This is a genomic window from Corynebacterium jeikeium, assembly GCF_028609885.1.
Classification (GTDB): domain Bacteria; phylum Actinomycetota; class Actinomycetes; order Mycobacteriales; family Mycobacteriaceae; genus Corynebacterium; species Corynebacterium jeikeium.
Map to the genome: position 1 here is coordinate 456,448 of NZ_CP063195.1, position 13,851 is coordinate 470,298.

Consider the following 13,851-nt stretch of genomic DNA (forward strand, 5'->3'; position numbering starts at 1 on the left):
ACTGGAGGGGAATAACGGGTACCGCAAGGAAGAAAGGAGCCACATGTCTAGCCAAGAGACTCCGGCCACCCTACACGTTGTCGTGATGGGGGTCAGCGGCAGCGGCAAGACCACCCTGGCGCGCGCTTTTGCCGAGAAGACCGGCTGGCAGTTGCAGGAAGCCGACGATCTGCACCCTGAGGGTGCGCTGGAGATCCTGCAAGACGGCAAGCTCCCGCCGGAGGAGGGGCGCCGAACGTGGCTAAGGATTGTCCGCGATTGGATTGCGGATGAGGCAGCCCAGGGCAACAACACTGTTACCGCTTGTACCGCACTGCGCATCGACCACCGCGAGATTCTCAATGACGCGGGCGAGAACGCGACCGTGTTCTACGTGCACCTGTACGGTACCGAGGATGTCCTCGCGGAGCGGATGAAGAACCGTGTAGGAGACGCGGACATGCCACGCGAACTGCTGACCGCGCAGCTGGAGGATCTGCAGCGCCTCACGCCAGGGGAGAAGGGCATCCAGCTGGATGTTAGCCGTACTCTGGAACAGCTGCTCGACGATGCGCTGAACGCCGCGATGTTCGCGAAGAAGGCATACGCGCGCTAGCAGGCCAGCGCTAGTAATCGAAGTTCGTGTCGTAGCGGTACCGCAGCTCGTCGAATTGCTCGCGGAAGCGCTTCTGCAGCTCCTCGTCTTCCTGCTTTCGGTGGTACTCATCCGGGGTGAGGCCGGTGATGATGAAGACGATGCGGTTGGCGATTTCCACCGCATGGTCCGAATAGCGCTCGAAGTAGCGCGAGAGCAGCGTGACATCCACGGCCTCACGCACGGTGTGCGACCATTCGCGCTGGGTAGTGAGCTGGAAGATGTGGCGGTGGATATCGTCGACCGCGTCGTCGTCCTCGACGAGCTCGAGGGCGGTGTTGACGTCGAGCTCTCGCAGCAGAGCCTGGACCTTCGCCGCCGAATTATCGCACTGTCGAGCCATCTCCTCGATATAGGGGCGGATGGGTTCGGGTACCGCACGTTCTGGGTGACGCCGCCGCGCCACCTTTGCCACGTGCACCGCAAGCGCGCCCATGCGGGTGAAATCCTCGACAATGTGCTGGCCCGCAACGACGATGCGCAAGTCGCGAGCTACGGGGGCTTCCAGGGCTAGTAGTTGGAAAGCATCCTTGACTGCGGTATCTCGCAGGTCTTCGAGCGTATCTACGCTACTTAGAACCTTTTCAGCAAGGTCCAGGTCGGTTTCAAGCAAAGAACGGGCAGCGGAATTGAGTGCGGTGCGCACGAAGTCCGCCATCAGCGAAATGTCGTGTTTAAATTCCCGGAGTTGATTTCGGTACACCCTACGCATGTGAAAAAACTATAGCCTTTTGGGGGTGGTGGCGCTGTATTTTAGCCCCGCTGTATAACCCCGAGATTCCGTTACTCCGAAAACTATCAGCCACCGCTGTTTTCAATATCGGCACCATCTGGGACAGTTTCGTCCTCCGGGTCGTCTAGCCAGCCTTCCGGCAAGGCTACCTTGGCTGGGGAGCCCTGCCGGCCGCGGGCGCCGTCAGCGTCCTCGGCCAGCGCGGGAGAGTCCCACACTTCGGCGAGCGCGGACTTTAGCTCATCCAGGCTGCTCACTCGGGAGAGGCTCCGTCGCAATTCTCCGCCGGCGGGGAAGCCCCGCAGGTACCACGTCATGTGCTTGCGTAGGTCGCGGCAGGCTTTTTGCTCACCGTCGTGGGCAGCAAGCAGTTCCGCGTGGCGCAAAATGATGCGCGCTACTTCGCCCAGGGTGGGTTCGCTGGGGATTGGCAATCCGCGTAACTCGGCGGAGAGCTCCGCGAAGAGCCACGGTCGGCCCAGGCAGCCGCGCCCCACGACTACGCCGTCGCAGCCGGTTTGCTCCATCATGGCGCGGGCGTCTGTGGCCTTGAAGATATCGCCGTTTCCCAGCACGGGGATGCCGGTGTGGGCCAGGTGTTCCTTGAGGCGCGCGATCTCGTTCCAATCCGCGTGGCCAGAGTAGCGCTGTGCGGCGGTGCGGCCGTGCAGAGCCACGGCGGCCGCGCCCTCTTCCACGGCGATGCGGCCAGCATCCAGGTGCGTGTGGTGCTCGTCATCGATCCCCACGCGCATCTTCACGGTGACGGGAATGTCCGTGCCCTCCGTAGCCTTGACCGCAGCGGCCACGATGTTGCCGAAAAGCTTGCGCTTGTAGGGCAGGGCGGAGCCTCCACCGCGCCGGGTGACCTTGGGCACGGGGCAGCCGAAGTTCATGTCGATGTGGTCGGCGAGGTTTTCGTCGACGATCATCTTGGCAGCCTTGTAGGTGTACTCCGGGTCGGTGGTGTACAGCTGCAGGCTGCGGGGGTCTTCGTCCGGTGCGAAGGTCGTCATATGAAGGGTCTTCGGGTTACGTTCGACCAGCGCGCGGGCCGTCACCATTTCGCAGACGTACAGACCGGCGACGGAGCCCATGCGTTCACGCTCCTGTTCGCGACACAGGCTGCGGAAGGCTACGTTCGTTACGCCTGCCATCGGGGCGAGCACGACGGGGGAGTCGAGCTCCATCTTGCCGATCTTCAGCCCCTGAAATTGTTGGTTGGTCGGGGGCGCATTGTCAGGCGAGTTAGCTGGATGATTTGAATTTCGCAGCGTGGTGGAGGTGGGGGTTGCGGTCGATGTAGTCACGGGCACCATTGTCACACTGGGGAGGGAGGAATACCAAAGGGCGTCAATAAATGAATAGATGGAGCCAAAGTAGCGACAAAGATTGTTCAACAATAGGCTGGAGGGCGAGGGCGATCTACGTCACATTTATGTAGGCTGAAGAAAGAAGCGGAGAAACCGCTAAACAGCTATGGAGGAGGAACCGATGTCTGAGCGCATCGCTAACGAGTTCTACAGGTCCAAGGTTATGTCCGCCGACGAGGCGGCGCAGTTCATCAACCACGGCGACAAGATTGGCATGTCCGGCTTTACGGGTGCAGGCTATCCTAAGGCCCTACCCACCGCCATCGCAGAGAAGGCTAAGGAACTGCACGGTCGTGGTGAGAACTTCCAGATTGACCTCTTCACTGGCGCCTCCACCGCACCTGACTGCGACGGCGTGCTGGCCGAGGCTGATGCTGTGCGCTACCGTACCCCCTACGCTTCCGACCCGGTGATGCGCAAGAAGATCAATGCCGGCGAGATTAAGTACCAAGATATCCACCTCTCCCACCTCGGCCAGCAGGTCGAGGAAGGCTTCTTCGGCCAGCTGGATGTAGCTGTCGTGGAAGCTGTGCGCATCGATGAGGCGGGCAACATCATCCCGTCCTCGGCAGTCGGCAATAACGTGGAGTACCTCAACTCCGCCCGCAAGATCATCATCGAGGTCAATGAATGGCAGTCCCTCGACCTGGAGGGCATGCACGACATCTACAAGATCCAGGACCTGCCGAACCGCACCCCGATCCCGATCAACCGCCCCGGCGACCGCATCGGCACGCCGTACATTCCGGTGGATCAGAATAAGGTCGTGGCCGTGGTGAAGACCAACGCCGAAGACCGCAACGCGCCGTTCAAGCCGACCGATGAGGTCTCCGAAAAGATTGCCGGGCACTTCCTGGATCTTCTGGAGGGCGAGGTCGAGGCTGGTCGCCTGACCTACGACGGCTACATCATGCAGTCTGGCGTGGGCAACGTGCCGAATGCTGTGATGGCGGGGCTTCTGGACTCCAAGTTCGAGAACATCCAGGCCTACACTGAGGTGATCCAGGACGGCATGCTGGACCTCATCGACAACGGCAAGATGACCGTTGCCTCCGCAACCTCCTTCGCGTTGTCCCCGGAATACGCAAAGAAGATGAACGATGAGGCGAAGCGCTACCGCGAGCACATCGTCCTGCGCCCACAGCAGATCTCCAACCACCCGGAGGTCATCCGTCGCACGGGCCTGATCGCCTCCAACGGCATGATCGGCTGTGATATCTACGGCAACGTGAACTCCACGAACGTGTCTGGTTCGCGCATCATGAATGGCATCGGCGGCTCCGGTGATTTCACGCGCAACGCCTTCCTATCGACCTTCATCTCCCCGTCAACGGCCAAGGACGGCGCCATTTCCGCCATCGTGCCCTTTGCCTCCCATATTGACCACACAGAGCACGACGTGATGGTCATCATCACGGAGTACGGCTACGCAGACCTGCGTGGTCTGGCGCCGCGTGATCGCGTGCCGAAGATTATCTCCGTTGCGCACCCGGACTACCGTCCGCTGCTGGAGGAGTACTACGAGCGTGCCTGCGCCGAGGGCAACCACCTGCAGACCCCGCACGATCTGAAGACCGCCTTCAGCTTCCACATCAACCTGGCGGAAAAGGGCTCAATGAAGGGCTAGCGCTGGCGCAAGTTCTGGTGCCGGCACATTGCCGGCGCCGGTACTAGGGGGCAATTTTCCGCTTCGGTGAGGCTTTAGATAGAATGCTCCCGTTGGGCCTTTAGCTCAGTTGGTAGAGCTACGGACTTTTAATCCGCAGGTCGTGGGTTCGAGCCCCACAGGGCCCACGAACTACCCCGTCGCGGTGCTTCCATGGAGATCATGGTCGCACTACGGCGGGGGTTTTGCTTTTGCGAGAAAACGAGGTCTGCTGATCCCTAGGATGAGGGCCATGATGGATCCTCGAAGTGAAGAGACCGAGAACCTCGCGTGGGAGCCCGCGCGCATTCAGTGTGCAGGTGGGACTGTGCTGGCCGGGCAGTAGGTGCTGCCCGACGGGGAAGAGCCGGAGAATTCGGTGAACCCAGTGAGCAAGGCGGTTGTGCTGCACCCGGCCACGGGCGTGGATATGAACCTTTACCGCAAGTTCGCCGCATTCCTCGCCAGTCGAGGCTGGGCCGCGCTGATCTACGACCTGCGAGGCGCGGGCGAGTTCGCGCAGCCGGGTGTGGGTAAGACCATCCCGCTGGGAGTGATGCTGCAATGGCGGCGATTGGCCGGTCGGGCACATGGGTTTCTACCGCTCGAAGCACCAGGATCTGTGGCCGGAGGTTGCTGAATGGCTGGAGCAACAAATCTTGTGAGGCGTAGGGTTGCGTCCCAAGGGGGCCAAAGTTGCTCGTCACGGGACAATTTGGTTGTTGCGCGGGAAGCAAGATAGACTAAGCGAGCTGTTTGAGGCGCAGATGCGTTTTGAACGAGCTCCCATCGTCTAGAGGCCTAGGACCCCGCCCTTTCACGGCGGTAACACGGGTTCGAATCCCGTTGGGAGTACGGCCCTGTGGCGCAGTTGGTTAGCGCGCCGCCCTGTCACGGCGGAGGTCGCGGGTTCAAGTCCCGTCAGGGTCGCCATAGAAGACTTAATAGAGAGCCTTTCTGGTGCTTATCGCGCCAGGGAGGCTCTTTTCTTTTTGTTCTTCTTTGTGACGCCCTCAGTTGGCGTGTTGGGGTTAAGTAGCAAAAAGTGTGTCTGACTTTCAGCATTATTACTGATCAGAACGGGTAAATCGGGCGGATATAAGCATCAAGACCTTATATCCGCCCGATTAGTGTTCAATCCACCGGAATGGCACCCGCATGTGCTAATCGGGGGTTGGTGTGCTTTCCGGGTGAGTAAAAACAGACCACGATGCCCGATATGCGCTGGGCAAATGAAGAAAAACGGAACCACTTCTAAAGGCACAACCAGGTGGCGATGCAAGGACCCGAACTGCTGCAGTTCCACGACACGAACCCGCACCGACCGCACGCAGGCCCGCGACTTTAAAGCCTTCGTCTCTTATGTCACCTCCACAGCAACGTTGTCTGAACTCGCTCAGCAACAAGGGGTAAGCCGTTGGACACTTGACCGCCGATTCAAACCGTTCTGGCTCATCGACATCCCCAACGACGGTGACCCACAGCGCGTCTACGACCAGATCTTCATCGACGGCACCTACACCGCCGCCGGATGCTTGCTCGTCGCAGCCAGCCACGACCACGTCATCGCATGGCACTGGACCAAACACGAAACCGCCCACGCCTACACGCAGCTACTCCGCAAAATCGCTGAGCCGCTCTGCGTCGTCCTCGACGGCGGACAAGGCGCACTTACTGCGATTAAAGCCTGCTGGCCGAACGCGATGATCCAACGATGCCTCGTCCATGCGCAACGCGTCATCCGCCGCTACACCACATCACGACCACGCACCGACGCCGGCAAAGCCATCTACGCCCTGGCGTTGAAACTGACCCGTATCACCACACTCGACCAGGCACGGGAGTGGACGCTGCGTCTGCACGACTTCGGACAGGTATTCAAAGCATTCCTCAACGAGAAAACGCCCGTGCCAAAAGAGCGCCGCACACTCAACAACCAGTGGGAATGGGCCCATCTGCGAGTTCGCAAGGCATACAACTCCCTGCTGCACCTCTCACGGAAAGGATGGCTGTTTACCTACCTGCAGCCACCACCGAATGCGCTTGAGCCTCAACGCTGGGCTTCAACGACAAACAGTCTGGAAGGCGGCATCAACGCCCAGCTCAAACGCATCGCCGACGCGCATCGCGGCAGGTCCGGGGAACGCCAACGCAGAATGCTCGAGTGGTACCTGCACTCGAAAACGCAACTGCCTGACGACCCATTAAAGATCGCCAGGCAGTGCAATTTCGGCCAAGATCAACTCGCCAAAGTCAACGATCTTGTCGAAGAAGACCACAACAAAGCCGACCAGGAAACAGGCCGACCAGCCTTCTACGACAACGCTATCCCAACCGAGTACGAACACTCGATAGGAATCAGAAAAGGCCCCATGAAGTAACAAACGGTGTGCCCGCCCCGCAACACGCCGAGCGGACACACTTTTTGCTACTTAACCCGCGTGTTGAGCATTTCAGCAAGGGTGTGAAGGTCTGCTGGAAACAGGGTTTGAACAGCTGATTTGCTTAAGAACTTTGAGACTGTGTAGAGTCTATTCTCGTGCAACGGACGGCTTAGACAAGTTGTTGTCTGGTCGTTTTATTTAGTTGCGCAGGCAAGATTGGCCCTGTGGCGCAGTTGGTTAGCGCGCCGCCCTGTCACGGCGGAGGTCGCGGGTTCAAGTCCCGTCAGGGTCGCTTCGATGTTCGAATCGGAAGCGGTCGGGCAACGAAGGCCAGATAGCTCAGTTGGTAGAGCGTTCGCCTGAAAAGTGAAAGGTCGCCGGTTCGATCCCGGCTCTGGCCACACTCAACCCCGGTAGCGGAAAGCTACCGGGGTTTTGCCGTAAGTACACTGGGTTTAGAAGCAAAATGCAGTAGTGGCAAGAGGAAGGGAGCTCCAGCACTATGTCAGGCACCAAGAGCATCGTTCACGATCAAGCGCAGAGCCGCTTCGTCATCTACGTGGATGATCAGGAGGCAGGCTTCGCCGAGTACGTCCAGGAGGGCACCGTCCGCGATTTCAACCACACCGTCGTGGATCCGGAGTTCCGCGGCCAGGGACTGTCCAAGCCGCTTATCAGCGAGGCTCTGCTGGAGACCAAGGAGGAGGGGCTAGAGATTAAGGCCAGCTGCTCCGCTGTTAAGGCCTTCGTGGAGAAGAACCCGGACTTTAAGGAGCTGCTGGCCTAGTCGGCTGCGCGCTTAGATATTGTTCTGCATGTCGTCGACCCACTTCACGGCGTCGACGAGCGGGGTGTTCTGGTCGGGCTTGCGGGGGCGGATCTTCGCCGGGATGCCCGTCAAGATGGAATTCGGGGGAGCATCTTTGGTCACCACAGCGTTGGCGCCGATCGCGGAGCCCTCGCCGATAGTGATGGGCCCCAGTACCTTCGCACCTGCGCCGATCATCACTCCGTTGCCGATGGTGGGGTGGCGCTTGCGCTGTACCAGTTCGGAGCCTCCGAGCGTTACGCCGTGGTAGAGCATGACGTCATCGCCGATCTCTGCGGTCTCGCCGATGACCACACCCATTCCGTGGTCGATAAAGAATCTGCGGCCGATGGTGGCGCCCGGGTGGATTTCGATGCCAGTAAACCCGCGGGTCGCTTGGCTAATGATGCGCGCGATGCCACGGTGCCCGCGCTTCCACAGTGCGTGGGATACGCGGTGTGCCCAGATGGCGTGCAGCCCGGAGTACACAATGGCGTTTTCTACGTCTCCGCGTGCTGCCGGGTCGTGTTCGCGGGCATTGGCCAGATCTTCGCGGATGCGTCCAAGAATGCTCAACGGTGTGGTCTTTCGGTTGGTTGGGTATCGGCTAGAAAGCTTTTGCAGCCACTATAACGAGAAGGCGCTGCCCCCTATTCCACCGCTGGGTGGAAAGGTGGTAGCGCCTACTTGCCTGCAGCTACTAGCTGCTGGGCAGCCGCCACTTGAGTGCGGCCGACTGCCAGAGCTGAATTAGTCACGCAGGTCGTCGAACAGCAGGGTGGAGACGTAGCGCTCGCCGAAGTCGGGAACGATGACGACGATGGTCTTGCCTTCGTTCTCTTCCTTCTGAGCTTCCTGCACGGCTGCCCATACGGCTGCACCGGAGGAGATGCCGGACAGGATGCCCTCGGAGACAGCCAGCTCGCGGGCGGTCTTGGTTGCGTTCTCCAGCGGAGCGTCCACTACGCGATCCAGGATGTCCTTGTTCAGGTTCTCCGGGAAGAAGTTGGTGCCCAGACCCTGGATCTTGTGCGGGCCGAAGCGGCCTTCGGTCAGTAGCGGGGAGTCCGCCGGTTCCACGCCGACGATCTCGATCTTGTCGTTCTTCTCCTTCAGGTACTTAGCTGCACCGGAGATGGTGCCGCCGGTGCCTACGCCGGCAACGAAGATGTCTACTTCACCGTCGGTGTCCTCCCAGATTTCCGGGCCGGTGGTGTTGTAGTGAATCTCCGGGTTCGCCGGGTTGGCGAACTGGCGAGCCAGGATTGCGTTGTCGGTGTTCTCGACGATCTCGTTGGCCTTGTCGACCGCGCCCTGCATGCCGGCAGACCCCGGGGTCAGGACGAGCTCAGCGCCCAGAGCACGCAGCATGATGCGACGCTCGTTGGACATGGTTTCCGGCATGGTCAAGACGACCTTGTAACCCTTTGCAGCGCCGACCATAGCCAGCGCGATACCGGTGTTTCCGGAGGTTGCCTCAACGATGGTGCCGCCTGGCTTGAGGGTGCCGTCCTTCTCGGCTGCTTCAATGATGGCCTTACCGATGCGGTCCTTCACGGAGTTAGCCGGGTTAAAAGCCTCTAGCTTCAGCAGCACGTTGGCTTTCAGGCCTTCGCCGTATGCGCCTAGCTTGACTAGCGGGGTTCCGCCGATGAGGTCGGTGATGTTGTTGTAAGTTTTCGCCATTGGGGTGATCCTTTCATTCTAGACTGATCGGTCTATACCGGGAAGTCTACACCTCTGTGGCGCTGGATACCACTGTCCATTTACTCCGTTAGTTTGAACTCGCTGTTTGCAGGCGCGTTTTGATTCTTAAAGACGCCCTTACGCCCCGAGCTTCGCCAGATTCTCAGGCACGGCAGCAGGGGATTTGGTTCAATGGCAAGCATGACTACCGAAAACCAGACTTATGAAAACATCAAGGTGGCTGTTCAAGGTGCCGTTGCGACCATCACCCTGGACCGTCCGAAGGCTCTTAACGCACTGAACAGCGCAGTCCTTTCTGAGATTATTCCGGCAGCGGAGGCGTTGGATGCGGATCCTCAGGTCGGTGCCATCGTCATTACCGGCAGTGAAAAGGCTTTCGCCGCTGGCGCGGATATCAAGGAAATGAAGGATGAAACCTACCCAGAGGTGGCAGAAAAGCGTCTGTTCGGCGATTGGGAGAAACTGGCGCAACTGAAGACCCCGCTGATCACCGCTGTATCCGGTTTTGCCTTGGGTGGCGGCTGCGAGCTGGCGATGCTCGGCGATATTCTGTTGGCCAGTGAGTCTGCAAAGTTTGGCCAGCCGGAGATCACACTGGGCATCATCCCGGGAATGGGTGGTACCCAACGCCTGACCCGCGCAGTGGGGAAGTACAAAGCGATGGACCTGATCCTCACAGGCCGCATGATGGATGCCGAGGAGGCTGAGCGCAGCGGCCTAGTATCCCGTGTGCTCCCGGCAGAGGGGTTCGCTGAGGAGGTGCAGAAGGTAGCAGCCAAGGTGGCAAGCATGTCCCATGTTGCAACGGCTGCCGCGACGGAGATGGTGGACGAGGCCTACCGCTCCACTCTCGAGGAGGGCGTGGAGGCGGAGCGCCAGCAGTTCTGGCGCCTCTTTGGCACCGCCGACCAGAAGGAAGGCATGGCCGCTTTCGTGGAGAAGCGCAAGCCGGAGTGGCAGCACCGCTAACCGCGCCGCCAGGCATCATTCCTGGCACAATTGCGACTATGTCACATTCGAAGCAAGTCAACCGCACCATTGACCTGTCCATTCGCGACGTTTACGAAGTCGTTTCCGGCGAGACTTTCCTGCTGACCGTCGAGGGAATGGTGGAGCAAACGGAGTCCCAGATCATCGAAGCCGAGCGGGAGGTTCTACCCGATGGTCGGGTATGGGCGCGGGTTGGCGTGAGGGCGTCACAAAAAGAGCTAGAAGAGCTCTCCAAAGACGGTCAGGCGCCCATTGCCTATCAAGAGACCTATGTATCGCGTCCGGATGAGACTGGCGCTTTCGAGATGAAATCCACGATGGATTTGCCGATGAAGATGGGGACTATGGATACCCATTTTGTCTACGCTCCCGTCGTGGATGGTGTGCCAGAGGACGCAGTGCAAACGGGTCCCACGCAGACCGTGGTTGAGGCGATCTTGACCGCAGACGTGTCTGTGCCATTGATCGCAGGAAAGCTCGAGAAGCACCTATTGAAGGCTGCCGACAAGACGGTGGATAACAGTTTGGCGCGCATCAAAAACCTAGCCAGCGCTTAAGTTTCTCTGAGTTTTGTCCCTTGATAGCCCCGATAAGGCCGCTCGGATTCCCATCCCTTTTTGCGAATACGAGCATGGGGGCAGTTTTGGGGGTAGCAAGGGGGTGAACTATACTCCCTCTCACACGACGTCTTAGCTCTTCGAGGGCAGGCGCCACGGGTCAAGTTTGAGGAGTGAACCAGGTGGACCAGCAGCGGCAACGCGATGACGACGATGTCATCATTTCTGCGCTGAATTCTCTAAAGAACGCGACCGGGATCCCGGTAACCATGTATGCCACGAGCTCGGCTGACGGAAAACTCCGGATCTCCAAATGGGTGGGTCTGCGCACGCCGGCACTACACAACCTGGAGATCGCGCCGGGTGCTGGTGTTGGCGGGCGCGTAGTGACTACCCGCCGCCCCGTGGGCGTGTCCGATTACACCCGTGCGAAGGCCATCAGCCACGACTTCGATCGCCACATCCGCGACGAGGGTCTGCACTCCGTTGTTGCAGTGCCTGTGATTGTGAAGCGGGAGGTTAGGGGAGTTCTCTACGCTGGTGTTCACTCGCGGGCTCGCATGGGCGACAAGGTGCTCGAAGAAGTAACCATGACTGCTCGCTGCCTGGAACAAGATATTGCGGTCAATGAGGCGCTGCGCACTAATGATGCTGGGCGGGGTGCGGCCGCGGGAGCGTCTGCGAACAAGCAGGTGCGATCGATGTCCGGTGCGGAATGGGAGCAGGTGCGCGCTACGCACAGCAAGCTGCGCATGCTCGCCAACCGCGTAGATGACGATGACCTGCGTCGCGACCTCGAAGTGCTGTGCGACCAGATGGTTTCCCCAGTGCGCGTGAAGCAGACCACCAAGCTTTCAGCGCGCGAGCTCGACGTACTGGCCTGCGTGGCGCTGGGCCACACGAACGTGGAGGCTGCAGCCGAGATGGGTATCGGCGCGGAGACCGTGAAGAGCTACCTACGCTCCGTGATGCGCAAGCTCGGTGCGCACACTCGCTACGAAGCGGTAAACGCCGCGCGACGTATCGGCGCATTGCCCTGATATCAATTCTGCGAGGCCCTCGAGTAGCTTCAAGCAGCTCTAAACAATCGCTCCGCTTTGCGCGGGGCGATTTTTTTATAGGCTGGGTGGCGTGAAAGACAGCTTCGTAGTGACAGGTGGAACCAGACTGCAGGGCGCCATCAAGGTATCCGGCGCCAAGAACAGCGTGCTTAAGCTAATGTCGGCGGCGCTTTTAGCACCCGGAACCACCACGTTGACCAATTGCCCCGAAATCGCCGACGTGCCCTACATGGCAGAAGTTCTGCGTGGCCTGGGTTGTGAGGTGGAGCTCGATGGCGACGTCGTGCGCATCACGACCCCGGAGAGTATCGAGTACAACGCAGACTTTGAGGCCGTGCGTCAGTTCCGTGCCTCCGTTGCTGTGCTGGGGCCGCTAACCTCGCGATGCCACAAGGCGCGGGTTGCTCTTCCCGGTGGTGACGCCATCGGTTCCCGTCCCCTCGATATGCACCAATCTGGTCTAGAGCTGCTGGGTGCAACCACCAAGATCGAACACGGTTGCCTGGTCGCCGAGGCTGAAGAACTTCGTGGTGCACAAATCAAGCTGGACTTCCCGTCGGTGGGTGCAACAGAAAACATTCTGACCGCCGCGGTGCTGGCGGAGGGCACAACCACGCTGGACAATGCGGCTCGGGAGCCGGAGATCGTGGATCTGTGCAACATGCTGGTAGCGATGGGCGCCAAGATCGACGGTGCCGGTTCCAACACCATCACCGTGGAAGGTGTGGACCGGCTGAACCCGGTGGATCACGAGGTTGTCGGCGATCGAATTGTCGCTGGCACTTGGGCGTATGCGGCCGCGATGACGCGAGGAGACATTACAGTCGGCGGTATCGATCCACAGCACTTGCACCTGGTCCTGGAGAAGCTAAAGCTCGCCGGCGCCCAGGTTGAGACTTATCCGACTGGCTTTAGGGTGGTGCAGAACGAACGCCCCAAGGCGGTGGACTACCAAACGCTACCTTTCCCCGGATTCCCAACTGATCTGCAGCCGATGGCGATTGCACTGTGCACGGTCAGCGAGGGGATGAGCGTGATCACGGAGAATATCTTTGAGTCCCGTTTCCGATTTGTTGACGAGATGATGCGCTTGGGTGCAGATGCCAGCATCGACGGCCACCACGTAGTTATTCGGGGCAGAGAGCAGCTTTCCTCTGCGCCAGTGTGGAGCTCCGACATTCGTGCGGGCGCAGGCCTAGTACTAGCCGGCCTGGTAGCGGATGGAAAGACTGAAGTGCACGACGTGTACCACATCGATCGCGGTTACCCGGAGTTCCCGGAACAGCTGCGCTCGCTCGGGGCGGAAGTGGAGCGCGTGCAGCGCTAGAAGGCTGTAAGCGAGGGGCTAAGCCTCTCGGACGCCTGGAACGCCCCTCAAGTGTGTTGCCGACACTTTATAAAAACCACCTCTGGCCTGCGGGTTTGTGTTTGTTGTGGGGTGTGTGTACATTAATCCAAGTCAGCGCGACACGGCGCCGCGAGTTACACACTCTCGGAACGCTGGAGGTCATAAGCGTCTGGCTAATCATTTTGAAGCTGTAAAAACAGTTCGTGTGTGCGAGTGCAGCGGGTTGTTTACCGGGAATTTGCTCTATTTTCACGGTTGCTTTACACTCGTAATCCGTCGCAACGTGGCTGCCACTGTGTGGTGTGTTTGTTGTGTGCGTAGGTTGTTTGAGAACTCAATAGCGTGATGAACCAAGTTTAGATACTTTGTTGACCAACCTTTGTGTTGATTCTGATGCATTGTATGTCTGTTCACTTTTTTGTGACTTGTTTCAGTGCTCCACTGGCCCCTATGGATTGTGGGTTGGTGGTGGTTACGCCAGCGTGGTTTTAACGTCTCCACGATATGTAATGTGCGTATCCCAACGAGAGGTGCCTTTTTCTTACGGGTGCTTGTTGGGCTGATAAATAGTTTTGGAAAGTTGTGGATGTATGTTGTGTCTGATCAATAGC

At 59.3% G+C, this 13,851-nt stretch carries 13 protein-coding genes and 5 tRNA genes; 14 read left to right on the plus strand and 4 right to left on the minus strand.

Annotated elements, in window-relative coordinates; genetic code table 11:
• Positions 1-43: 43 nt before the first annotated feature.
• Complete coding sequence (locus CJEIK_RS01955) at positions 44-595, plus strand: gluconokinase (RefSeq protein WP_034965355.1); 552 nt, start codon at positions 44-46, stop codon at positions 593-595.
• Positions 596-605: 10 nt separating this feature from the next.
• Here the strand turns inward: CJEIK_RS01955 and phoU are convergent, their stop codons facing one another.
• Together phoU and dusB are read right to left on the minus strand one after the other, a co-directional pair.
• Entirely contained in the window at positions 606-1,346 is a 741-nt protein-coding gene (phoU, locus tag CJEIK_RS01960; protein WP_005296613.1) for a phosphate signaling complex protein PhoU, read from the minus strand.
• Between the two features lie 86 nt (positions 1,347-1,432).
• On the minus strand, positions 1,433-2,557 hold the full coding sequence (gene dusB, locus CJEIK_RS01965; RefSeq protein ID WP_005296609.1) for a tRNA dihydrouridine synthase DusB: 1,125 nt from the start codon (positions 2,555-2,557) through the stop codon (positions 1,433-1,435).
• 304 nt (positions 2,558-2,861) lie between these two features.
• On the opposite strand from dusB, the gene CJEIK_RS01970 reads away from it, so the two are divergent.
• The 9 genes from CJEIK_RS01970 (at position 2,862) to CJEIK_RS02010 (ending at position 7,556) form a co-directional block, all read left to right on the plus strand.
• On the plus strand, positions 2,862-4,367 hold the full coding sequence (locus tag CJEIK_RS01970; protein WP_011273083.1) for an acetyl-CoA hydrolase/transferase family protein: 1,506 nt from the start codon (positions 2,862-2,864) through the stop codon (positions 4,365-4,367).
• 94 nt (positions 4,368-4,461) lie between these two features.
• Positions 4,462-4,534: transfer RNA gene (locus CJEIK_RS01975), tRNA-Lys, on the plus strand.
• 239 nt (positions 4,535-4,773) lie between these two features.
• Positions 4,774-5,025: a hypothetical protein gene (locus CJEIK_RS01980; protein WP_231913314.1), complete on the plus strand. Its 252-nt coding sequence runs from the start codon at positions 4,774-4,776 to the stop codon at positions 5,023-5,025.
• Positions 5,026-5,167: 142 nt separating this feature from the next.
• Positions 5,168-5,240, plus strand: a tRNA-Glu gene (locus CJEIK_RS01985).
• A 1-nt stretch (position 5,241) separates the two neighbouring features.
• Positions 5,242-5,318 (plus strand) — tRNA-Asp (locus CJEIK_RS01990).
• 257 nt (positions 5,319-5,575) lie between these two features.
• Complete coding sequence (locus tag CJEIK_RS01995; protein WP_169305858.1) at positions 5,576-6,766, plus strand: IS1249 family transposase; 1,191 nt, start codon at positions 5,576-5,578, stop codon at positions 6,764-6,766.
• Positions 6,767-6,987: 221 nt separating this feature from the next.
• Positions 6,988-7,061 (plus strand) — tRNA-Asp (locus CJEIK_RS02000).
• Between the two features lie 36 nt (positions 7,062-7,097).
• Positions 7,098-7,170 (plus strand) — tRNA-Phe (locus tag CJEIK_RS02005).
• A gap of 101 nt (positions 7,171-7,271) precedes the next feature.
• Positions 7,272-7,556: a GNAT family N-acetyltransferase gene (locus CJEIK_RS02010; protein WP_005296593.1), complete on the plus strand. Its 285-nt coding sequence runs from the start codon at positions 7,272-7,274 to the stop codon at positions 7,554-7,556.
• A 12-nt stretch (positions 7,557-7,568) separates the two neighbouring features.
• Here the strand turns inward: CJEIK_RS02010 and epsC are convergent, their stop codons facing one another.
• Positions 7,569-8,153 (minus strand): serine O-acetyltransferase EpsC, encoded by a 585-nt coding sequence (epsC, locus tag CJEIK_RS02015; protein WP_005296589.1) that lies wholly within the window; start codon positions 8,151-8,153, stop codon positions 7,569-7,571.
• Positions 8,154-8,327: 174 nt separating this feature from the next.
• The gene (gene cysK, locus CJEIK_RS02020) at positions 8,328-9,263 is read right to left on the minus strand and encodes a cysteine synthase A (RefSeq protein ID WP_005296586.1); all 936 of its coding nucleotides are present in this window, start codon (positions 9,261-9,263) and stop codon (positions 8,328-8,330) included.
• Positions 9,264-9,455: 192 nt separating this feature from the next.
• Here cysK and CJEIK_RS02025 point away from each other — a divergent pair, with 192 nt between their 5' ends.
• From CJEIK_RS02025 to murA, 4 genes are all read left to right on the plus strand, one after another.
• On the plus strand, positions 9,456-10,253 hold the full coding sequence (locus tag CJEIK_RS02025) for an enoyl-CoA hydratase-related protein (protein WP_005296584.1): 798 nt from the start codon (positions 9,456-9,458) through the stop codon (positions 10,251-10,253).
• Positions 10,254-10,291: 38 nt separating this feature from the next.
• The gene (locus CJEIK_RS02030) at positions 10,292-10,831 is read left to right on the plus strand and encodes a DUF2505 family protein (RefSeq protein ID WP_005296581.1); all 540 of its coding nucleotides are present in this window, start codon (positions 10,292-10,294) and stop codon (positions 10,829-10,831) included.
• Between the two features lie 182 nt (positions 10,832-11,013).
• Entirely contained in the window at positions 11,014-11,871 is an 858-nt protein-coding gene (gene ramA, locus CJEIK_RS02035) for an acetate metabolism transcriptional regulator RamA (protein ID WP_011273089.1), read from the plus strand.
• Positions 11,872-11,962: 91 nt separating this feature from the next.
• Complete coding sequence (gene murA, locus CJEIK_RS02040) at positions 11,963-13,219, plus strand: UDP-N-acetylglucosamine 1-carboxyvinyltransferase (RefSeq protein WP_005296579.1); 1,257 nt, start codon at positions 11,963-11,965, stop codon at positions 13,217-13,219.
• Positions 13,220-13,851 lie beyond the last annotated feature (632 nt).

Bases quoted from the DNA above. Each gene is read 5' to 3' on its own strand.
- CJEIK_RS01955 (WP_034965355.1), top strand. From the start codon at position 44: ATGTCTAGCCAAGAGACTCCGGCCACCCTACACGTTGTCGTGATGGGG.
- phoU (WP_005296613.1), bottom strand. From the start codon at position 1,346: ATGCGTAGGGTGTACCGAAATCAACTCCGGGAATTTAAACACGACATT.
- dusB (WP_005296609.1), bottom strand. From the start codon at position 2,557: ATGGAGCTCGACTCCCCCGTCGTGCTCGCCCCGATGGCAGGCGTAACG.
- CJEIK_RS01970 (WP_011273083.1), top strand. From the start codon at position 2,862: ATGTCTGAGCGCATCGCTAACGAGTTCTACAGGTCCAAGGTTATGTCC.
- CJEIK_RS02010 (WP_005296593.1), top strand. From the start codon at position 7,272: ATGTCAGGCACCAAGAGCATCGTTCACGATCAAGCGCAGAGCCGCTTC.
- cysK (WP_005296586.1), bottom strand. From the start codon at position 9,263: ATGGCGAAAACTTACAACAACATCACCGACCTCATCGGCGGAACCCCG.
- CJEIK_RS02025 (WP_005296584.1), top strand. From the start codon at position 9,456: ATGGCAAGCATGACTACCGAAAACCAGACTTATGAAAACATCAAGGTG.
- CJEIK_RS02030 (WP_005296581.1), top strand. From the start codon at position 10,292: ATGTCACATTCGAAGCAAGTCAACCGCACCATTGACCTGTCCATTCGC.